The 21,023-nt window shown below is 72.0% G+C and carries 19 protein-coding genes; 14 read left to right on the top strand and 5 right to left on the bottom strand.

Features of this window, described 5'->3' with window-relative positions; all coding sequences use genetic code 11:
* Window positions 1-207: 207 nt before the first annotated feature.
* Window positions 208-948: a bifunctional DNA primase/polymerase gene (locus tag AB0F13_RS07940; protein ID WP_362076911.1), complete on the bottom strand. Its 741-nt coding sequence runs from the start codon at window positions 946-948 to the stop codon at window positions 208-210.
* 842 nt (window positions 949-1,790) lie between these two features.
* Between AB0F13_RS07940 and AB0F13_RS07935 the strand changes: the two genes are divergently transcribed.
* The 3 genes from AB0F13_RS07935 to AB0F13_RS07925 all read left to right on the top strand — a co-directional run bounded on the left by AB0F13_RS07935 (window position 1,791) and on the right by AB0F13_RS07925 (window position 5,253).
* On the top strand, window positions 1,791-3,242 hold the full coding sequence (locus AB0F13_RS07935) for a PP2C family protein-serine/threonine phosphatase (RefSeq protein ID WP_362076908.1): 1,452 nt from the start codon (window positions 1,791-1,793) through the stop codon (window positions 3,240-3,242).
* A gap of 147 nt (window positions 3,243-3,389) precedes the next feature.
* Window positions 3,390-4,859, top strand: a complete 1,470-nt coding sequence (locus AB0F13_RS07930) for an aminopeptidase P family protein (protein ID WP_362076905.1) — start codon at window positions 3,390-3,392, stop codon at window positions 4,857-4,859.
* Window positions 4,860-5,001: 142 nt separating this feature from the next.
* Window positions 5,002-5,253: an SCO4226 family nickel-binding protein gene (locus AB0F13_RS07925; protein ID WP_362076902.1), complete on the top strand. Its 252-nt coding sequence runs from the start codon at window positions 5,002-5,004 to the stop codon at window positions 5,251-5,253.
* A gap of 172 nt (window positions 5,254-5,425) precedes the next feature.
* On the opposite strand, the gene AB0F13_RS07920 is transcribed toward AB0F13_RS07925, so the two are convergent.
* A complete protein-coding gene (locus AB0F13_RS07920) occupies window positions 5,426-5,908 on the bottom strand; it encodes an ATP-binding protein (protein WP_362076899.1) in 483 nt (160 codons plus the stop codon).
* Between the two features lie 205 nt (window positions 5,909-6,113).
* Between AB0F13_RS07920 and AB0F13_RS07915 the strand changes: the two genes are divergently transcribed.
* The 9 genes from AB0F13_RS07915 to AB0F13_RS07875 all read left to right on the top strand — a co-directional run bounded on the left by AB0F13_RS07915 (window position 6,114) and on the right by AB0F13_RS07875 (window position 16,385).
* Window positions 6,114-6,911, top strand: a complete 798-nt coding sequence (locus tag AB0F13_RS07915) for a hypothetical protein (protein ID WP_362076896.1) — start codon at window positions 6,114-6,116, stop codon at window positions 6,909-6,911.
* A 160-nt stretch (window positions 6,912-7,071) separates the two neighbouring features.
* On the top strand, window positions 7,072-7,833 hold the full coding sequence (locus AB0F13_RS07910; protein ID WP_362076893.1) for a YcnI family protein: 762 nt from the start codon (window positions 7,072-7,074) through the stop codon (window positions 7,831-7,833).
* Between the two features lie 93 nt (window positions 7,834-7,926).
* The gene (locus AB0F13_RS07905; protein WP_362076890.1) at window positions 7,927-8,580 is read left to right on the top strand and encodes an SCO family protein; all 654 of its coding nucleotides are present in this window, start codon (window positions 7,927-7,929) and stop codon (window positions 8,578-8,580) included.
* A complete protein-coding gene (locus AB0F13_RS07900; protein ID WP_362076887.1) occupies window positions 8,580-9,071 on the top strand; it encodes a copper chaperone PCu(A)C in 492 nt (163 codons plus the stop codon). Before AB0F13_RS07905 ends, AB0F13_RS07900 begins: the two co-directional genes overlap by 1 nt.
* 81 nt (window positions 9,072-9,152) lie before the next feature.
* Window positions 9,153-11,039 (top strand): FixH family protein, encoded by a 1,887-nt coding sequence (locus AB0F13_RS07895; protein ID WP_362077212.1) that lies wholly within the window; start codon window positions 9,153-9,155, stop codon window positions 11,037-11,039.
* Window positions 11,039-12,364 (top strand): iron uptake transporter deferrochelatase/peroxidase subunit, encoded by a 1,326-nt coding sequence (gene efeB / locus AB0F13_RS07890; RefSeq protein ID WP_362076884.1) that lies wholly within the window; start codon window positions 11,039-11,041, stop codon window positions 12,362-12,364. Before AB0F13_RS07895 ends, efeB begins: the two co-directional genes overlap by 1 nt.
* Window positions 12,365-12,675: 311 nt before the next feature.
* Complete coding sequence (pheA, locus tag AB0F13_RS07885) at window positions 12,676-13,626, top strand: prephenate dehydratase (RefSeq protein ID WP_362076881.1); 951 nt, start codon at window positions 12,676-12,678, stop codon at window positions 13,624-13,626.
* Window positions 13,627-14,277: 651 nt separating this feature from the next.
* Window positions 14,278-15,555, top strand: a complete 1,278-nt coding sequence (gene serS, locus AB0F13_RS07880) for a serine--tRNA ligase (RefSeq protein WP_362076878.1) — start codon at window positions 14,278-14,280, stop codon at window positions 15,553-15,555.
* Complete coding sequence (locus AB0F13_RS07875) at window positions 15,552-16,385, top strand: Cof-type HAD-IIB family hydrolase (protein WP_362076875.1); 834 nt, start codon at window positions 15,552-15,554, stop codon at window positions 16,383-16,385. Before serS ends, AB0F13_RS07875 begins: the two co-directional genes overlap by 4 nt.
* Here the strand turns inward: AB0F13_RS07875 and AB0F13_RS07870 are convergent.
* Window positions 16,315-17,046, bottom strand: a complete 732-nt coding sequence (locus AB0F13_RS07870) for a rhomboid-like protein (RefSeq protein WP_362076872.1) — start codon at window positions 17,044-17,046, stop codon at window positions 16,315-16,317. The genes AB0F13_RS07875 and AB0F13_RS07870 overlap by 71 nt on opposite strands.
* 165 nt (window positions 17,047-17,211) lie before the next feature.
* Between AB0F13_RS07870 and AB0F13_RS07865 the strand changes: the two genes are divergently transcribed.
* Both AB0F13_RS07865 and AB0F13_RS07860 read left to right on the top strand, forming a co-directional pair.
* Window positions 17,212-17,922, top strand: a complete 711-nt coding sequence (locus AB0F13_RS07865) for a FadR/GntR family transcriptional regulator (RefSeq protein WP_362076870.1) — start codon at window positions 17,212-17,214, stop codon at window positions 17,920-17,922.
* A 95-nt stretch (window positions 17,923-18,017) separates the two neighbouring features.
* Window positions 18,018-19,298: an MFS transporter gene (locus tag AB0F13_RS07860; protein WP_362076868.1), complete on the top strand. Its 1,281-nt coding sequence runs from the start codon at window positions 18,018-18,020 to the stop codon at window positions 19,296-19,298.
* A 64-nt stretch (window positions 19,299-19,362) separates the two neighbouring features.
* Here AB0F13_RS07860 and AB0F13_RS07855 read toward each other — a convergent pair whose 3' ends face one another.
* Together AB0F13_RS07855 and AB0F13_RS07850 are read right to left on the bottom strand one after the other, a co-directional pair.
* A complete protein-coding gene (locus AB0F13_RS07855; protein ID WP_362076866.1) occupies window positions 19,363-20,088 on the bottom strand; it encodes an ABC transporter permease subunit in 726 nt (241 codons plus the stop codon).
* A gap of 13 nt (window positions 20,089-20,101) precedes the next feature.
* Window positions 20,102-21,013 (bottom strand): ABC transporter ATP-binding protein, encoded by a 912-nt coding sequence (locus AB0F13_RS07850; protein WP_362076863.1) that lies wholly within the window; start codon window positions 21,011-21,013, stop codon window positions 20,102-20,104.
* Window positions 21,014-21,023 lie beyond the last annotated feature (10 nt).

The raw sequence follows: 21,023 nt of genomic DNA, 5'->3' as shown, positions 1-21,023 counted from the left end.
CGTGCGTCTCCCGTCCGTACGCGCCCTCATAACCCGTAAGGAGCACCGCCGTCACCGCGTCCGGCCACTTCGCCGGCCACCGGGAATGACCACCCCGCCCGGACCACCGGGAATGACCACCCCGCCCGACCACCCCGCCCGACCACCGGGACCGATCACCCCGCCCCGCCACCGCGGACCGCCGTGCCGATCGGCTTGCGCCCGGCGTCAGTACGCCAGCCTGCTGCTGCCGCCGCCTGGCGTGCCCGTGCTCCGCACGCTCTGCTCGACGAGAACGTCGACCACCGAGGCGACATCAGGCAGCCAGGGCCGGGCCAGGCCGTCCGCCCGGCGGTCGGAGGCCGTCTTTCCGCCCCGGCCGGCCGCCGCGGCCGCCGGCCTCGGCGCGCGTTCCCAGCGGACCCGTCCGGCACCCGTGGGCGACGGCGGCAGGACCGCGTAGCCGCCCTCGCCGTGGAACCGCAGGGAGCCGGGCACCCAGTCCTGGCTGTTGAGCAGCTCGCCCAGGACCTCGAGCGAGTAGGGGGCCACCAGGAGGGACCAGCGGGTGGGGGTGGCCACCACCGGGCCGAGCCGCACGCCCGCGTGGTCGAACGCGGCCAGCGCGCGGGCCGCGGCGACCGCCGGCAGGCTCACGGCACAGGGCGCCCGGCCACCGGTGGCGAGCACGACGGGCGCCTCGGGCCGGTTGGTCCACCACCAGCGGACCATCCGGGCGTCGGTGGTCGCCGCCAGCAGCCCGGGGTCGAACGGGTGGGCGCCGGGGACCACGCAGTCGGGGTCGGGACAGCCGCATTCACGTACGCGGCCGATGCCGGGCCGCAGGCCCACACCGGGGAGTACGGGCCACTGCCACTCGGTGGCGTAGGTCAGGGCCGCGGTGAGCACCGCGGACCTGCCGGCCCGCCGGAGGGAGAGCTTCCGTCGCCTTCCGAGGATCTCGCGCATGAGCGCTCGTTCCTTTCCGTGAACGCCGAAGGTGGGTCCCTGCCTTCGGACAGGGACCGTCTTGCACATACATGACACGTTGGCAGGAACTGCATGGACTGCAGGAACCGCACGGACCGCATGGACTGCAGAAACTGCATCGAGCGCAGGGACTGCAGGAACCGCATGGACTACGCATAGCCCCTGAGGTTGCGGGGACTACATGGCACTACGGGACTGCTCGGCGCGGTACTCAACGCGCCGCTGCCCCTCGGACCGGCACACCAGGTGGATCCAGGTGGATCACGGGTCGCTACGCGTACAACGCAGCGCATCACGCCACAGGCCGAGCGTGAAACCTGGCGGGGGGTGGCGCGCGTATGGCGCTTGGTGCTGAACCGGTGCGCCCTCGCCCGCGGCATGGGTTGCCCCACGCCACTCGGGGATGGGCGTGGCCGTCGACCGATAAGACGCTCGGGCCCGCCTCCGGGTTGCGGGGCGGCCCCAACTGCCGCTGCCCTTCTCCGAGTACGTACCCACCGTGGTGGATGTGACGCGTTGTTGGAGCGACGTCAGTCGACCGCAAAACGAGGGCTACGGCACTATTTTCCGGCCAAACTTCAAGGCGGTACGGAACCTCACCAGACACCACCAATCCCACTGGTCCAATGCTGGACATTCCCTTGCCCGGGCGTGTACATGTGGAGCACTGATAGCGCGCAACACGACAGGGGGTTTGCGATGCTATTGCGCAGGAAGCCCAGGCCGATCAGCTGGTCGAGCGGTTGCGGCCGAACGCCGCGGGCCGTGCCCCCGACGCGCCACGAGAGCGGTTCCACGCGGCCGGGCCCGGGCAGCAGGCCATGACCGCGCCCCACCTGCCGAAAGTGGCCGGAATCAGCTCACCGGTCCCCGCTCCCGCGCACACTTCCGCCCCTGCGGTTCCCTCTCCCCCCACCGTGCCCGAGCCGCCGGCCCCCGCGCCGTGCGCCCTGGTGCAGGACCGTCTGGCGGGCTGGGTCTCGGACCTCACCACGCTCCAGGAGCTGACCGAACGGCTGGCCAGGACGGCCCGCCTGGACGACGCCCTGCACGAGGTGCTGCGGGCCGGCGCCTCGCTCGTCGGCGCCGGCCGCGGCCTCGTCACCCTCCACTCCGCCGACGCCGACGGGGCCGGGCACCCCGTCACCGTCGGCCTGGGCCTGGGCCTCGCCGACCTGGGCCACATCGAGACGATCCCGCACGAGCGCGACCGCGCGCCCCACAGCCCGTACGTGCGGCTGCTCGACGACCTTCCGCCCGTCGGCGACCGGTCCGGCACGGCCCACCCCGACATCCCGGGCGAGGGCGGCCTCGACCCCCGCCACCGGGAGGTCGCGGCGCGTCTGGGCTACGCCGCCAGTTACGCCGTTCCGCTGGAATCCCCCGTCTCCCCCCGTGCGGACTCCGGTGCTCCGCCCGCCGCCGGGCGGATCGGCGCGGCCGTGTGGCTGTACGACGAGCCCGCCGAGCCCACCGAGCGGCAGCGTCATCTGGCCGGGCTCTACTGCGGCTACGCCACCGAGCACCTCGCCCGGCTCGTCGAGCTGACCCACGCCCGCGAGGCCGTCGCCACCCTGCGCGAGGAGCTGCTCCCCAGCCGCCTGCCCCGCGTCCCCGGCGTCCGCCTCGCGGTCCGTCACCGCACGGGCCCGCAGGGCGGCGGCGACTGGTACGACGCGCTGCCGCTGCCCGAGGGCGCGCTCGGCCTCGCCATCGGCGGAATCACCGGCTCCGGTCCCGGGGCGATCGCCGCGATGGGGCGTCTGCGGGCCTCCCTGCGCGCGTACGCCGTCATGGAGGGCGAGGATCCGGTCGCCGTCCTCTCCGACCTCGAACTGCTGCTGCGGGTCACCGAGCCCGCCCGTGCCGCGACCGCCCTCTTCGCGTACTGCGAACCCGCGGAGCGGAAGGTGGTCGTCGCCGGAGCCGGGCACTGCTCACCGCTGATCATCGGCTCGGACCGGGTGGAGTACGTGGAGACCTCGCTCTCGGCGCCGCTGGGCATGCTGGCGTGCTGGGAGGCGCCCAGCGTGGAGATCGAACCGGCTCCCGGAGAAACGCTCCTCTTCTACAGCGACGGCCTGCTGCACCGTACCGGTGACTCGATGGACCGGGCCTACGCCCGGTTGCACGCGGCGGCGGCGGGCGTCCCCAGGGCCGCACGGCGGGATCCGGAGGCGGTCGCGGACCACGTGCTGCGGACGGTTCTGCCGGATGGAAGCGTTCCGGAGGGTGGCGAGGACGTGATCCTCCTGGTGGCCCACTTCGAATGACCTTCTGAGCACCCTGAGCACACCCCTCGCGGCCTGCGGTCATTCTGTATGAACGCATGTCCGCCGCTGACTGTTCGGTCACAGCCTTCTCGGGCACTTTCCCCCGCACATACGATGGAAAGCGGCCCCGTTCGAGGAGGAAACGCAGTGAACGAGCACCAGCCCGCGCCCGAGAACCCCGAAGGTGACGAGCCGATCAAGCAGCGGAAGAACGGCCTCTACCCGGCCGTCTCCGACGAGCTCGCGGAGAACATGAAGTCCGGCTGGGCCGACACCGAGCTGCACGACCTGCGCCCGATAGCCCAGGCCGCGGAGACCGCCCGCCGGCGCGCCGAGCTCTCCGCGCGCTTCCCCGGTGAGCGCCTGGTGATCCCGGCAGGCAACCTGAAGACCCGTTCGAACGACACCGAGTACAGCTTCCGCGCCTCGACCGAGTACGTGTACCTCACCGGCGACCAGACCCAGGACGGCGTCCTGGTCCTGGAGCCCACCGGTGCGGAGGGAAAGAGCGCTCACGAGGCGAAGCTGTACCTGCTGCCGCGCTCGAACCGTGAGAACGGCGAGTTCTGGCTCGACGGCATGGGCGAGCTGTGGGTCGGCCGCCGCCACAGCCTCTCCGAGGCCGAGCAGCTCTTCGGCATGCCCTGCGAGGACGTCCGCGAGCTGGCCGACGCCCTGCGCGAGGCCACCGGCCCGGTCCGGGGCGTCCGCGGCCACGACGCCGGCATCGAGGCGGCCCTGACCGACAAGGTCACCGCCGAGCGCGACGAGGAGCTGCGCGTCTTCATCAGCGAGCAGCGCCTGGTGAAGGACGCGTTCGAGGTCGGTGAGCTGCAGAAGGCCGTCGACTCCACCGTCCGCGGCTTCGAGGACGTCGTGAAGGTCCTCGACAAGGCCGAGGCCACCAGCGAGCGCTACATCGAAGGAACGTTCTTCCTGCGCGCCCGCGTCGAGGGCAACGACATCGGCTACGGCTCCATCTGCGCCGCCGGCCCGCACGCCACCACCCTGCACTGGGTGCGCAACGACGGTGCCGTCCGCTCCGGCGAGCTGCTGCTGCTCGACGCCGGCGTGGAGACCCACACCCTCTACACCGCCGACATCACCCGCACGCTGCCGGTCAACGGCACGTACACCGAGCTCCAGCGGAAGATCTACGACGCGGTGTACGAGGCCCAGGAGGCCGGCATCGCCGCCGTGAAGCCCGGCGCCAAGTACCGCGACTTCCACGACGCCGCACAGCGGGTCCTCGCCGAGAGGCTCGTCGAGTGGGGCCTGGCCGAGGGCCCGGTCGAGCGCGTCCTGGAGCTCGGCCTGCAGCGCCGCTGGACCCTGCACGGCACCGGCCACATGCTGGGCCTGGACGTCCACGACTGCGCGGTCGCCCGCACCGAGACCTACGTCGACGGTGTCCTGGAGCCCGGCATGGTCCTGACCGTCGAGCCCGGCCTGTACTTCCAGGCCGACGACACCACCGTGCCGCAGGAGTACCGCGGCATCGGCGTCCGGATCGAGGACGACATCCTCGTCACCGAGGACGGCAACCGGAACCTCTCCGCCGGTCTGCCCCGCACGTCCGCGGACATCGAGGCGTGGATGGCCGCCCTCAAGGGCTGACCCGCCCGTTCCGCACCGACGACCCCGCGGCCCGCGTACGGCGGCCGCGGGGTCGCGCGCGTCCCGGGCGGCGCCGCGCAGCGGGCCTGCGGCGGGCGCATGATGGCTGTAGGGGGCTTCCGCACGAGGGAGGTACCGGGTCATGACCAAGTTCATGGACGTACATCACGGCATGAAGGGCATCACCGGGGATCAGCTCGCGGCCGCGCACCGCGCGGATCAGGCCATCGAGCGCGAGGAAGGCGTGCACTTCGAGAAGGCGTGGGCGGACCCGAAGTCGGGGACCGTGTACTGCCTGTCCGAGGCGCCTTCGAAGGAAGCGGTCAAGCGCATCCACGAACGGGCCGGCCACCCGGTCGACGAGGTCCACGAGGTGCCCTTGTCGATCTCCTGACCGGCACCCCGGCCCCCGGGTCTGCGCACCGCCGCGACCGGGCCGCGCCGTCGCACCCCGGTCAGGCCGGGGGCAGGCTTCAGGACACCACCCACAGGCTTCAGGGCACCCGCAGGCTTCACCACACCCGTCGGGCTCATGACACCCGTCGGCCTCACGGCGCCCGTCGGCCTCACGACGCCCGCAGGAGCGCCGCCGAGGGCGGGGCGCCCTCTCTCCACTTGAGGATCTTGTCGAAGCTGACCACCGCGCCCTGCCGGCCCGGCCGGTTGCGGACGCGGACGTGGTCGGTGAGGGACTCGATCAAGAAGAGACCCCGGCCGTGTTCGTCCTGGACGGGGGCCGGGGTCCTGGCTTGCAGCGTGCGGGCCGGGAAGCGACGGGCTCGCCTGGGCCGTTCGGCGAAGCCGGGCCCGGAATCGGTGACCTCGATGCGACAGGTGTCACCGTCGATGAGCGCGGTGACGCGGTAGCCGGTGGAGGCGTCACCACCGTGCTCGACCGCGTTGGCGCACGCCTCGCTGAGCGCGACCGCCAGGTCGTAGGAGGTCTCGGAGTCGACGCCGGCCGTCTCCATGGCACCGATCAGAAGCCGCCTGGCGAGCGGAACGCTCGCGGCCTCGCGCCGCAAGTGGAGTGACCACCAAATGCTCATGCTCAGCCTCCTGGCTGCGGCTCGACATACCGATACGTATAGCCGCGAGAAGCACTCCATAAGCCTGCGGGCCGTGTGAGTCCGCTCATTCGGCCGACGCGCCGTGCGGCGCGGGACGTGTATGGGACAAGGTGACAAGCCGGGCGGGCGGCCGGGACCCCCTGCCGTAGGGAATCGGTAAGCCCGGTGGGATGATGGCGCAGCCATGCCTCACCCCGTCGCGCGCGCCGGCGCGGATCTGCGACTGATACGGGCCGCGGTGTTCACCGCGGTCTGTGTTCTGCTGTCCGCGGGCGGGCACGTGCTGGCGTCCTGCGCGAGCGTTCCGCTGTGGTCGCTGGGCGCGGGATTCGCGGTCGTCTTCGCGGTGGCCGCGCCGCTGGCCGGGCGGGAACGCTCGCTGCCGGGGATCGCCCTTTGCCTGGGCGCCGGGCAGCTCGTGCTGCACACGCTCTTCGGCCTCGGTCAGCAGGTCACGGGCGCCGCGTCGGCCGGCCGACAGGCCGCCGCCGAGGGCGGGTTGATCCATTTCGCGGCGCAGCTCACCTGCAACCAGCGTCCGATGTCCGCGGGCGAGGCACGCCGGGTCATCACCGACGCCGGCCTCGACCCGGCCGTCCACCCGGCCCTTCACCCCTCGGCGATGACCGGGCCGGGCGGCCACACCGTTCCCGCATCCCTGTCGCACGCGCTGCTGCCCTCGCTGCCCATGCTGCTCGGCCATCTGCTCGCCGCGCTGGCGGTGGGCTGGCTGCTGCGGCGCGGTGAGGCCGCGCTGTGGCGTGCGGTGCGGCTGTCGGCACGGTCGGCCCGCGGTGTCGCGCAGGCCGCGCTCGTGCGGGCGTTGCGGGCCGCGCTGGTGCTCGTACGTGTGCCGGTCGCGGAGCCGCTCGTGGCATGCGGGTGCCCGGCGGATGCGGAGGACGAGCGTCCGGCACGGGAGCCGGAGCTGCGGCATCTGGTGATCAGGCGGGGACCGCCGCGCCTGGCTCTCGCGGCCTGACGACGCGACGTACTCCCTCTTCTCCACCGCACGACCCCTGCGGCGCCGTAGCGACGGCACCCTGCGGCGTCCGGCGGGCTCGGTGACGGGAGGGCTGTCGTGCCGCTGCCGCACGCGCGCCTTCCTTTCCGGTCCCCCCCTGCCTGTGGAGTGTTTTCCCATGACCGCATCGCGTATCCGTGCCGCTCGTACCTCTCTTGTCGGCGGCATCGCCGCCGGCAGCCTGCTGCTGCTCGCCGGCCCCGCCTTCGCGCACGTGAGCGTGCAGCCCGGCACCGCCGAGAAGGGCGGCTACAGCACCATCTCGGTGAAGGTGCCGAACGAGAAGGACAACGCCTCGACCGTGAAGCTCGAGCTCAGCCTCGACCCCAAGCACCCGCTGGCCTCGGTGATGCCACAGGCGGTCCCGGGCTGGGAGGTCAAGGTGGAGAAGACCAAGCTCGACAAGCCGCTGCAGATGCACGGCAAGACGATCGACGAGGCCGTCAGCAAGGTCACCTGGACCGGCGGCAAGATCGAGCCCGGGCAGTTCCAGCAGTTCCCGCTGTCGGTCGGCCAGCTGCCCACCGACACCGACGAGCTGGTCTTCAAGGCCCTGCAGACGTACTCCGACGACGACGTCGTCCGCTGGATCGACGCCTCCAAGCCGGGCGGCCACGAGGCCGAGCACCCGGCGCCGGTGCTCAAGCTCGTCGAGAAGGGCTCCGCCGGCACGGCCGGCAAGACGGACGCCAAGGACGCCAAGGGCACGAAGGACACGAAGGACGCCAAGGACGGCGGGGCCCAGGCGGCCGCCGCCACGGACGGCAAGGACGGCGGCTCGGACACCACGGCCCGGGTCCTGGGCGTCGCCGGCATCGTCGTCGGTGTGGCCGGCACCGCCTTCGCCGTCCTCGCCGGGCGCCGCCGTTCCACGGCCTGACGCCCTCCGCCCGTACGGAAACCGCCCCCCGGCCGGCGCTCGCACCGCCCGCCGGCCGGGGCGGCACCGACCCACTCCCTGGAGAAGCACTCCATGCGCACCAAGATCCTTGGCGCGGTACTGGCCACGGCCGCCGCGCTCACCCTGACCGCCTGCGGCGGCTCGGACGGCTCGGGCGACAAGCCCGTGGCCGACGTCTCGGCCGAGTCCCCCAAGACCGGGGCGATCACCCTGGACTCCGCCAAGGCCAAGCCCGACCTGGTCCTGACCGACACGGCGGAGAAGAAGTACGAGCTGGTCAAGGAGACCAAGGGCCGTCCGGTCCTGCTCTACTTCGGCTACACCTACTGCCCCGACGTCTGCTCGACGGTCGTCGCCGACATCGCCGCCGCCGAGAAGAAGCTGCCCAAGGCCGACCAGGACAGGCTCCAGGTCGTCTTCGTCACCACCGACCCCGAGCGCGACACCCCCAAGCGGATGCGCGAGTGGCTCGACGCGCAGGGCGGCCAGGACATAGTCGGTCTGACCGGTGACTTCGACACGATCCAGGCGGCGGCCAAGCCGCTCGGCATCCTCGTGGAGAAGCCGAAGAAGGAGAAGGACGGCTCCATCACCGTCAGCCATGGCGCCGAGGTCGTCGGCTTCTCGCCGAAGGACGACGGCGGCCACTGGATCTACACCTCGTCCACCACGTCCGAGCAGTACGCCAAGGATCTCCCGAAGATCGTCAAGGGGGAGAACCCGTGATGCGCCCGAAGAACATGAACAAGGCCACCGCCGCCACCGCCGCCGTCCTGCCGCTCGCGCTCGCCGGGGGCCTGCTCCTGGTGACCGGATGCCAGTCGGAGAAGAACGCCCTCTCGCCCGGCAGGCCCGAGCTGTCCGTCAGCGGCGCGTACCTGCCGCAGCCGGCGATGGCCGACATGGCGGCCGCCTACTTCACCGTCACCAACGACGGCGGCAAGGCCGACCGGCTCACCAAGGTCACCAGTCCGCTCTCGCCGGACGTCACCCTGCACACCACCGACGGCTCGCAGATGAAGCACGCCCCGGAGCTGGAGGTGCCCGCGAAGGGGAGGCTGTCGCTCGCGCGCGGCGGCACGCACCTGATGCTCGGCAAGCTCGCCCACAAGCCGAAGGCGGGCGAGAAGGTCGAGTTCACGCTGCACTTCGCCACCTCGGCGCCCATCAAGATCAAGGTGCCGGTCGAGAGCGCGACCTACCGCCCCAAGGACTGACGGGCGATGAAGACCCCGATCACCGGGCCGCCGATCACCGGGCCGCTGCGGACCACCGGGCCTCTGCGGACCACCCGGCGGATGGCGGCGCTCCTCGGGACGCTGCTCGCCGCGCTGCTGTGCACGCTCACCCTGGGGGCGGGCACGGCGTCGGCCCACGCGGCGCTCACCTCCACCGACCCCGCCGAGGGGTCGGTGGTGCCGGCCGCACCACGGCAGATCCGGCTCACCTTCTCCGAGGGCGTGCTGCTCGGCGCCGACTCGGTGCGGGTCCTGGACCCGGGCGGCGAGCGCGTCGACGAGGGCAGGCCGGAGCACGTCGGCGGCAGGTCCGACACGGCCGCCGTCGCACTGCGCGCCCGGATCGCCGACGGCACCTACACGGTGGCCTGGCAGGCGGTCTCGGCGGACAGTCACCCGGTGGCCGGGGCCTTCACCTTCTCGGTCGGTGCTCCGTCGAGGACGACGGTGGCCGTGACATCGGCGGCCACCGGGATCGACCCCGTCGTCGACGCCTTCTACGGCATCGGCCGCTATGCGGCGTACGCGGGCTTCGTCCTGCTCGTCGGCGGCTGCGTCTTCGCCGGTGTGTGCCGCTCGTCGCGGCCGGTGCAGCGGATCGCGGTGGCCGGCTGGGTCGCGCTGTTCGTCTCGACGGCGGTGCTGTTGCTGCTGCGGGGCGCGTACACGAGCGGCAAGGGGATGGGGTCCGTCCTGGACCTGACGCTGCTCGGCGACGCGCTGGCCACGAAGCCGGGCGCGGCGCTGCTGTCGCGGCTGCTGCTGCTGAGCGCGGCGGCCGTCTTCCTGGCGGTGCTGTTCGGTTCGTACGCGCGGGAGGACGGCGACTCCTGCGCGCGGGAGGACGGCGACGCGGCGTCCGGGCGGCGCCGTGACGTCGCCTACGGGCTCGGGATCGGCGGCACGGTCGTCGCGGCCGGGCTGGCGGCGACGTGGGCGATGGCCGAGCACGCGTCGGCGGGGATCCAGCCCTGGCTCGCCATGCCGGTCGACGTGGCCCATCTGCTGGGCGTGGCCGTCTGGCTGGGCGGACTGGCCGCGCTGCTGGCCACGCTGTGGTCGGGTGACGCCGTCCCGCGCACGGCCGTGCGGCGCTTCTCGCGGATGGCGTTCGTCTCGGTGTGCGTGCTGGTGGCGACCGGGCTCTACCAGGCCTGGCGGCAGGTCGGCTTCTCGTGGAGCACGCTGACGGGCACGGAGTACGGGCGCTGGCTGCTGCTCAAGGTGGGGCTGGTGGCCGTCATGCTGGCCGTCGCGTTCTTCTCGCGCCGGTGGACGGACAGGCTCGCCGAGCCCGCCGCCGCCGAGTGCAAGGCGGCCGTGAAAAAGGGCAGGGTGCCCGTCGGCAGGGCCGCCGCCCCGGCCGACCCCGTACGCGCCGCCCAGCTCGCGCGGCAGCAGGCCGCACTGGAGAAGGCGGCGGGCAGGCGGGAGCGCGACGCGGACGGGAACCGCAGCGGGCTGCGGCGCTCGGTCCTCGCCGAGACGGCCGTCGCCGTCGTCCTGCTCGCCGTCACCACCCTGCTCACGGGCACCCAGCCGGGCCGCGCGGAGGCCGGGCAGAAGCGGGCCGCGAGCGGTGGCGCTGCGGCACCGGCCACGGCCGGCCCCGCCGAGGTGAGCATCGCCTACGACACGGGCGGGACGAACGGACGCGGCACGGCCCGGGTCACCGTCGACCCGGCGCGTTCCGGCGGCAACACCGTCGCCGTCACTCTCATGGCTGCCTCCGGCAGCCCTGTGGACGTACCGGAGCTGACACTGTCCTTGACCGAGACGGAAAAACGGATCGGTCCCCTGCGGGTTGCGCTCGAACGTCAGTCCGCCGGGCATTGGCAGGCCACCGGATTCCGGCTGCCCATGGCCGGCGACTGGCAGCTGTCCCTGACCGTACGGACCTCGGACATCGACCAGGTCACCGAGACCGGGAACGTGAAGATCAACTGATGGCTGACACCACTGACACCAGAGCCGGCGAGAGCTCCGGCACCGCATCCGGCACCGCATCAGGCACGGGCTCCGGCGACGCCTCCGGGAACTGTCCGGCCGCCGTCTCCCGGCGGCGGCTGCTGGGCACCGCCGGAGCCGCCGGCACGGCCGCGCTCATCGTGGGCGGGGTCGCCGGCGCGACCGGGGCCGAAGCCGTGCGCGGCAGGCCCGAGCCCCTCTCCTCCGTCGGAGCGGCCGCCGTGCCCTTCCACGGCACGCACCAGGCGGGCATCGTCCAGCCCTCACAGGCGCACGGCCATCTGACCGCCTTCGACCTCGCGCCCGGGGCCGACCGCAAAGCGGCGGCGGCACTGCTGCGCCGCTGGTCGGCGACGGCGGCGGAGATGATGGCGGGCAGGACGCCGCAGGGTGACGGCTCGGGCATCGCCCTGGACGCGGGACCGTCGTCCCTGACGATCACCTTCGGCTTCGGCCACAGCTTCTTCGACCGGACCGGCCTGGTGGCCAGACGGCCCGCCGCGCTGGAGCCGCTGCCCGCCTTCAGCGCCGACGCGCTCGACGCCAAGCGCAGCGACGGCGACCTGTGGGTGCAGATCGGTGCCGACGACGCGCTCGTCGCCTTCCACGCGCTGCGGCTGCTCCAGAGGCAGGCCGGCGAAGCAGCCCGGCTGCGATGGCAGATGACCGGCTTCAACCGCACGCCGGGCGTCACCGAGCAGCCGATGACCGGCCGCAATCTGATGGGCCAGATCGACGGTACGAACAACCCGAAGCCCTCGGACGCGAACTTCTCCGCGCGCGTCTTCGTCCCCGACAACCATGCCGGGGCCGACGCCTGGATGGCGGGCGGCTCGTACGCGGTCGTACGGCGCATCCGGATGCTGCTCGACAGCTGGGAGAACCTGTCGCTCGAACAGCAGGAGAAGGTGATCGGCCGCCGGAAGTCGGACGGCTCACCGCTGTCCGGGGGTACGGAGACCAGCCGCGCGGACTTCACCAAGATGGGCCCGGACGGCGTGCTGGCGATCGCCGGCGACGCCCACGTCCGCGTGGCATCGCCGATCAACAACCGGGGCGCGGCGATGCTGCGGCGCGCCTTCTCCTACCACGACGGCTTCCGGGACGACGGCGCCCCGGACGCGGGGCTGCTGTTCGTGGCCTGGCAGGCGGACCCGATGAACGGCTTCGTCCCGGTGCAGCGGAAGCTGGACCGGGGAGACGGCCTGTCGCGCTTCCTGCGCCACGAGGCGAGCGGCCTGTTCGCCGTCCCGGGCGGCTCCGCGGAGGGCGAATACGTGGGCCAGCGACTGTTGGAGGGCTGACACCCCTCAAACCCGCGCAGCACATCAGCCGTCCGGCGCTTGAGGACACCCACCAGCCCGTCCGGCGCCTGAGGACACCCACCAGCCCCGCCTGAGGACACCCACCAGCCCGTCCGGCGTTTGAGGACATCAACCAGCCCGTCCGGCGTTTGAGGACAAGAAACGGTGAAAGGGCGGGACCGGGGCCCACTCCCCCACCCCCCCACCACCGCGGCGACCGGCCACAACCCGCAGACCCCACCAGGGCCCGCACCGCCATGGGTAGGGTGACCGGCGAAGCCGTAGGTGATCGATCCGGAGGAACGCGCGTGATGTCGTCGGCCAGCCGTTACACCTACCTCGGCCCCGAGGGCACGTTCACCGAGGCCGCCCTCCGCACGCTCCCCGAGGCGGCCACCCGCGAGCTGGTCCCCATGGTCTCCGTACCCGCCGCCCTCGACGCCGTGCGCACCGGCGAAGCCGCCGCCGCGCTCGTTCCGATCGAGAACTCGGTGGAGGGCGGCGTCACCGCGACGCTCGACGAACTGGCCACCGGCGAGCCGTTGATGATCTACCGCGAGGTGTTGCTGCAGATCGCCTTCGCGCTGCTGGTGCGGCCCGGCACGCGGCTGGAGGACGTCAAGACGGTCACCGGGCACCCGGTCGCGCAGCCGCAGGTGCGCAACTGGCTTGCGGCGCACCTGCCGGACGCGGTGTGGGAGTCGTCGGCGTCCAACGCCGACGGTGCGCGGCTGGTACGGGAGGGGCGCTACGACGCGGCGTTCGCCGGGGAGTTCGCGGCTGCCACGTACGGGCTGGAGCCGCTCGTCACCGACATCCACGACGCGCAGAACGCGCAGACCCGCTTCGTACTGGCCGGGCGCCCGGCACGGCCCGCGGCGCGGACGGGTGCGGACCGGACCTCGCTGGTGGTGTGGCTCGGGGATGATCACCCGGGCGCGCTGCTGGAGTTGCTGCAGGAGTTCGCCGCGCGGGGGGTCAACCTGATGCGGATCGAGTCGCGGCCGACGGGCGAGGGCATGGGCCGCTACTGCTTCTCCGTGGACTGTGAGGGTCACATCACGGACCGCCGGGTCGCCGAGGCACTGATGGGGCTGAAGCGGACGTGCCCGAAGGTGCGGTTCCTGGGTTCGTATCCGCTTGCGGGTGTTGACCCGGACGCCCGGTCGGCTGCCTCGGAGGCGCTCCGGCCGGGGACGTCGGACGGTGATTTCATGGCGGCGGCGGACTGGCTGGCCCGCTGCCAGGACGGCCGGGGCTGAGGAACGGGCCCGGAGAAAAGCCTGGCGGACCGGGTACAGGCCGGGTACGGACTGGCTACGGACCGGCTACGGACCGGCTACGGACCGGACCACCGGTGTGGATTTACCCACAGAGTTATCCACAGGTAGCCGTCGAGCTGGGGATAAGTCGACACGGCGAGGTATCGAGAAGTGCGGCGAAACGGTCAAGGTCGACAAATCGCCCCCACTCGCCCTTCCAGCCATCCACAGCCCCTCGCCTGCACCCTCCCGCCCCTTCCGTCTACCGAAAAGCCTCGAACAACCCATTAGGGGGAGTGGATCCCACCCCAAAGAGTGTCCGGATGATGTTTGCCGGGAGAAACTCTGACGAATGACAGAAGAGCCGGAAGCTGAGATTCCGACATCCACAGATTTCGCGCACACCCTGTGGACAAAGAACCGGAAGGCTTGGTTCCTGTGGACAACGAGCGGCTTCAACTCCCGCTGCCGCAAGGGTCGTCGATGGCCTGTGCGGCCCCTTTGCCCCCACTGCGCCCCTTTTCCGGAAATCCCGGTGCGCGCCCGCACTGACGGTGCATCGCCTTTTCCGCCCACCTCAGAGCAGGGCAAATCACCATGAAAAGGAATATCGCGTCGAGCAACGGCAGTCCGCAACGGTAGCCTGGAGGGGTGATTGACCTTCGCCTGCTCCGTGAGGACCCCGACCGTGTGCGCGCGTCCCAGCGCGCCCGTGGAGAGGACGTCGACGTCGTCGACGCACTTCTCTCCGCCGACGAGCGGCGCAGGTCGTCCAGCGTCCGCTTCGACGAGCTCCGCTCCGAGCAGAAGGCGCTCGGCAAGCTCATCCCCAAGGCCACTGGTGACGAGAAGGCCGCCCTGCTGAAGCGGGCAGGCGAGCTGTCCGCCGCCGTCAAGGCCGCCGACGCCGAGCAGGACGAGGCCGCGGCCGAGGCCCAGCGCCTGCTGCTGCAGATCGGCAACATCGTCCACCCGGACGTGCCGCGCGGCGGCGAGGACGACTTCGTCGTCCTGGACACCATCGGCACCCCGCGCGACTTCGCCGCCGAGGGCTTCGAGCCCAAGGACCACCTGGAGCTCGGCCAGTCCCTCGGCGCGATCGACGTCGAGCGCGGCGCCAAGGTCTCCGGCTCGCGCTTCTACTACCTGACGGGTGTCGGCGCGCTGCTGGAGCTCGCCCTCGTCAACGCCGCCATCGCCCAGGCCACCGCCGCCGGCTTCACCCCGATCCTCACGCCCGCGCTGGTCAAGCCGCGCGCCATGGAGGGCACCGGCTTCCTCGGCCAGGCCGCGCAGGACGTCTACCACCTGGACAACGACGACCTCTACCTGGTCGGCACGTCCGAGGTGCCGCTCGCCGCGTACCACATGGACGAGATCATCGACGCGGACCAGCTGCCGCTGCGCTACGCGGGCTTCTCCCCGTGCTTCCGCCGCGAGGCCGGTACGTACGGCAAGGACACCCGCGGCATCTTCCGCGTCCACCAGTTCGACAAGGTCGAGATGTTCTCGTACATCGCGCCGGAGGACGCCGAGGCGGAGCACGCGCGCCTGCTGGAGTGGGAGAAGCAGTGGCTGACCAGCCTTGAGCTGCCCTACCAGGTGATCGACGTCGCCACGGGTGACCTGGGCTCCTCCGCCTCGCGCAAGTTCGACTGCGAGGCGTGGATCCCCACCCAGGGCAAGTACCGCGAGCTGACCTCCACCTCCAACTGCAACGAGTTCCAGTCCCGCCGCCTGTCCATCCGGGTGCGCGACGGCAAGCACGTCAAGCCGGTGGCGACGCTCAACGGCACGCTGTGCGCCGTGCCGCGCACGATCGTGGCGCTGCTGGAGAACCACCAGCAGGCCGACGGCTCGGTGCGGGTCCCCGAGGTGCTCCGCCCGTACCTGGGCGGTCGTGAGCTGCTGGAGCCCGTCAACAAGTGAGCGACGCTGTGACCCCCGGCCCGCTGCCGTACCGGCTTGTGGCCACAGATCTCGACGGCACGCTGCTGCGCTCCGACTACACCGTCTCGGAGCGCACGCGCGCCGCTCTCAAGCTGGCCACGGCGGCGGGTGCCGCGCACATCGTCGTCACCGGGCGGACCGTCGCCTGGACGAAGCACATCCTGGACTCGCTGGACTACCGGGGCCTGGCGGTCTGCGGGCAGGGCGCGCAGGTTTACCACGCGGGCGAGCACAGACTGCTGACGTCCGTGACGCTCGACCGGCAGCTCGCCGGGCTCGCCCTCGCCAAGATCGAGGCCGAGGTCGGCCCGCTGTTCCTGGCCGCCAGCCGTGACGGCATGGACGGCGATGTCCTGGTCGGCCCCGGCTACCGCGTCCAGGAGGGGCCGCTCCCGGCGGTCGCGATCACGGACCCGGGCGAGATCTGGTCGGCGCCCCTGAACAAGCTCTACCTCCAGCACCCGGAGCTCGACGACGACGCCCTGGCGGAGGTCGCGCGCACGGTGGCGGGCGGCCTGGTGGGCGTGACCATGGCGGGTTCCGGCATAGTCGAGCTGCTGCCGCTGGGCCTGAGCAAGGCCACCGGGCTCTCGCTGGCGGCACGCCGGTTGGGCATCAAGGCGGCAGAGACGATCGCCTTCGGCGACATGCCCAACGACGTGCCGATGTTCGGCTGGGCCGCGCACGGCGTCGCGATGGCCAACGCGCACACGGAGCTCAAGGCCGTGGCGGACGAGCTCACGGCCTCCAACGACGACGACGGCATCGCGGTCGTCCTGGAACGGCTCTTCCCGCCGGCCGCTGCCTGACGGCGTCGGGAACGGCCACGGCCACGGCGACGGGGATCCGGGCGACGTCCGCGTTCCACGTCGGCCGTCCGCGCGTCAGCGGCCAGCACGCCAGGCCCAGCCCCAGCGCGATCGCGTGGCCGATGTCGGTGTACGTGCCGCCGGCCGTCAGCGGTACGGCGAAGAAGAGCACGGCCCCCGCGAGGTAGAGCCACCGCCAGGGGCGGGGCACGCGGTAGGTGAGGATGCCGGCGGCCCCGGCGAGCCCGTACGAGACGCCTATGTCGACCACGTGCTTCATCGAGCGCGGCGCCGAGTGGCTCTGGATCGACATCAGCAGGACCTCCTGGCTGATCAGCGTCGCCGCGATGTGCGCGACCGCCACCGTGACCAGCCAGCGCAGGGTGCCGGTCCACCGCTCGACATTGGCGTGCACGAGCTCGAAGAGCACCACGTAGAGCAGGAACGAGGACGGGTCCGCGATCCAGAAGCCGCTGATGAGCACCGATTGCAGCGGGTGCTTGTGGAGTTCGTGGATGTTGCTGCTGGTGCGGTGCAGGAGAAAGCTCTCCAGGCCCTCGCTCGCCGCGGTGATGACGAGGCTGGTGATCCCGATGATCAGCAGCCATATGTGAGTGCCGGGCGAGGAGCGGACCCAGGAACGGATCCCGTCGACTGTCACCCCTCGACGGTAGCCCGCGGAAGCGGCGGGAGCCCGGGAAACGGCGGACGGGGACCGGGGTGCCTGGGAACGGCGCCGGAAAACCGGGACCGAGTTGTAGGATGACTGGGCAACCGGGTGAATCGGCCGGTTGGATCGGCATCGGCTCACCTGTCCGGAGGAGAAATGGCACTGCGAGCGGCGGGACGTCGGTCCCTCGTGGACACCGTCGTGGAACAGCTGCGCACCCAGGTCACCGTCGGCGAGTGGCAGGTGGGGGAACGCATCCCGACCGAGCACGCCCTCGCCGAGCAGCTGCAGGTGGGACGCAACACGGTCCGCGAGGCCGTCCGCGTGCTCGTCCACGCCGGCATGCTCCGCTCCAGGCAGGGCGAGGGCACCTTCGTGGTCTCCACGGCCGACCCGGGCGAGATCATGCGCGGTCTGCAGCGTGCCGGGGTGCGCGACGTGCTGGAGCTGCGGATCGCCCTGGAGGCCGAGGCGGCCCGGCTGGCCGCGCTGCGGCACGAGCCCGCCGACCTGGAACGGATGCGGGCCGCGCTGGACGCCCAGAAGGCGTTCGAGGACGGCGAGGGCCAGCCCGACTCCGTGAACCTGGAGCTGTACGCCGATCACGACGTCGAGTTCCACCGGGCCGTCGTGGAAGCCGCGCACAACACCGCGCTGACCGCGGCCTATGCCTGGTTCAGCAGCTCGGTGCGCGAGGCACTGGTCACCGCGCTCGGCGACCGCGACATGCCGCGCATCATCCACGGCGACCACCACGCCCTCATGAACGCCATCGCCTCCGGTGACCCCGAAGCGGCCGGACACGCCGCCCGGACGCTGCTGGAGCACCCCAAGCAGGCGGTCGAGTCACTGCTCGCCGAGCGCTGACGCGCCCCGGGCCCGAACGCCGTGCGCCCGGCGCCCGAACCGTGCCGACCGGCGCGCATTCACCCCGCACCACCCCCTGGAGAGGCACCACCCCCATGTCCGGATCGAGGCCGCAGACACCACTGATCGACGCGGAAGAGGCCCTGGCACCAGCGACGTCCGCGACCACCGGCGCCACCACCGCACCCCGGGTCGCACGCGCTCACCCCGCGCTCGTGATGCTCGGCATCATCCTGGCCTCGCTCAACATGCGGGCGGCGCTCGCCGGGGTCTCGCCCCTGATGGGCGAGATCGGCGACCACTTCCACCTCGCACCGGCGGCGAGCAGCCTGGTGACCACGATCCCGCTCGTCTTCATGGGCCTGGGCTCGATCGTCGCGCCCCGCCTCGCCCGTCGCTGGGGCACCGAGGCCGTGCTGTGCGGCGCGCTCGTCCTGCTCGGCGGCGGCATCCTGCTGCGCGTCGCTCCCCCGGTCGTGGCCCTCTTCGTCGGCTGCGCGCTCGTCGGAACCGCGATAGCCCTGCTCAACGTGCTCATGCCCGGCCTGGTCAAGCGGGACTTCCCGGACCGGGCCGCGAGCATGACGGCGCTCTACTCCACCACGCTGATCCTCGGCGCCACCGGCGCGGCCGCCACGTCCGTACCGCTGGAGAACGCCCTCGGCGGCTGGCAGGGCTCCCTGGCGTCCTGGGCGCTCCTCGCGGCCGTGGCGGCGGTCGTGTGGGTACCGCAGGCGGTTCTCGCGCGCCGCGCCACCCGGCACGCCGCCGCGGCCGCGACGCCCCGGCAGGCGGCCCCCGCCGGGCCGGGCCTGACGCGCTCGCCGCTCGCCTGGCAGGTCACGCTGATGATGGGCACGCAGTCGCTGATCGCTTATGTGTGCATCGCCTGGATGCCGACGATCTTCACTGATCACGGCATGAGCAAGAGCCAGGCCGGCATCGTCTACGCGTTCTACACGCTGGTTCAGATGGCCGGTTCGTTCGTCGTACCGATGCTCGCCGGGCGCATGCGCGACCAGCGGCCACTGGCGGTCGTCGTCGTCGCCCTCATGGCCGCGGGCATCACGGGACTGCTGACCGCACCGGTGGCCGGCGCGTGGGTCTGGGCGACGCTGATGGGCGCGGCTCAGGGCGGTCTGCTCGGCCTCGCGCTGACCCTGATGGTGCTGCGCACGCGCGACGCCCACACGGCTGCCCGCCTGTCCGGCATGGCGCAGACCTGGGGCTATCTGCTCGCCTCCGTCGGCCCGTTCGCCATCGGTGCCGTGCACCAGGCGACGGACGACTGGACGCTGCCCATCGCCCTGCTGCTCGTCGCCTGTGCGGCGCTGCTCTTCCTCGGGCTGGGCGCCGGGCGCAATCGCAAGATCTGAGACGGTGGCCCGGTGAGGCCTGGACCGGCGGCGTGCGGCGTGCGGCGTGCGGCGTGCTGGACCCCTACTCCTCCCCCGCGAGCGTCAGCGAGCGAAGCCTGCGCCCCGCGCACCACGTCGCGGCCACCGTGGCGCCGACCAGCAGCGTCACCCCCAGCGGAAGGCCCACGTCCGCCGTGATGGCGCCCGCACCGCCGGTCTTCTCGGCGAGAGCCAGCGCCCACTGCTGCACGCTCAGCGTGCGGGCCCCCGGAATGAGGCTGCCGAACAGCGCTTCCCAGACGAGGGCGTAGACGAGGCCGGCGACGACCGCGTGCCGGGTGACCGTGCCCAGGAACAGGAAGATCGCGCTGTAGGCGACGGAGGCGACGGCGGCGGCCAGGGCGTAGGCCACGGCGATCTGCTGGCTGTTGCCGTTGAGCAGGAAGCCCGCGATGAGCGTGGGCAGCGCCGAGAAGGCGACGGTGACGCCGATCGCCACGACGAGCTTGGTGAAGATGATGGTGGGGCGCTTGACGGGCTTGGCGAGGAGGTAGACGACCGAACCGTCGTCGATCTCGGGGCCGATCGCGCCCGTACCGGCGATGACGCCGATCAGGGGGACCATCGTGGCGAGCGCGAAGTCGCCCAGGACGTTGGTGGCGGTCTGGTCGTCGGCTCCCGTCAGGACGCGGACGGCGGCCGAGAGGACCAGCAGCAGGGCCGGCAGCACGAAGAGGATCAGGGCGCGGCGGCGGCCGAGGAGGCCCCGGTAGGTGAGCCGGGCGACGGTCGGGTGATAGAGCGACATGGGTGGCCTCCTTTCAGGCTGCGACAAGGTAGGAGAAGACCGATTCCAGGGACTCGTCGGAGGGCGAGACCGTCAGGAGGCGGATGCCGTGCGCCCGGGCGACGCGCGGCAGGAGTTCGGTGAAGCGGCCGAAGTCGACGGCCTGGACGCGCAGCGCCTTCTCGGCGAGGTCCACTTCGATGCCCGCGGTCGAGGGGTCGGCGATGAGCGCGGCGGCGAGGGCGCGGTCGTCGCTGGAGCGTACGAGGTAACGGTGCGGCCGGTCCGTCATCAGGCGGCGGATCTTGCGGAAGTCGCCCGAGGCGGCGTGCCGTCCGGCGACGACGACCTCGATGTGGGCGGCGAGTTGTTCGACCTCCTCCAGGATGTGGGAGGAGAACAGCACCGTGCGGCCCTCGGCGCCCATGGCCCGCAGGAGGTCCATCAACTGCATGCGCTGGCGCGGGTCCATGCCGTTGAACGGTTCGTCGAGCAGGAGCACGGACGGCTCGTGGACGAGCGCGGAGGCCATCTTGACGCGCTGCCGCATGCCCTTGCTGTACGTGGCGATTTTGCGGTCCTGCGCGTACTCCATCTCTACCGTGGCGAGCGCCCGTTGAGCCTCCTTGGCGCCCAGGCCGTGCAGCTCGGCGTTGGCCCGTACGAACTCCTGGCCGGTGAGGAAGTCGTACATCGCCTCGCGCTCGGGGACGATGCCGATGTGGCGGTAGATCCGCTCGTTCCGCCAGATCGTCTCGCCGTCGAGGGTGACCGTGCCGGTGGAGGGGGCGAGGAAGCCGCCCATCATGTTGATGAGGGTGGACTTCCCGGCGCCGTTGGGGCCGAGGAGGCCGGTCACGCCGGGGCCCACGGACATGGATACGTCGTTGACGGCGACCACGTTGCCGAACCAGCGCGAGACGTTGTCGATGCGAATGCTGCTCATGGGCGCAGCC

Origin of the sequence: Streptomyces sp. NPDC026206, assembly GCF_040638465.1 — a bacterium.
In the GTDB taxonomy this organism is placed as follows: Bacteria; Actinomycetota; Actinomycetes; order Streptomycetales; family Streptomycetaceae; genus Streptomyces.
This window is presented reverse-complemented; position numbering and strand designations above follow the sequence as displayed.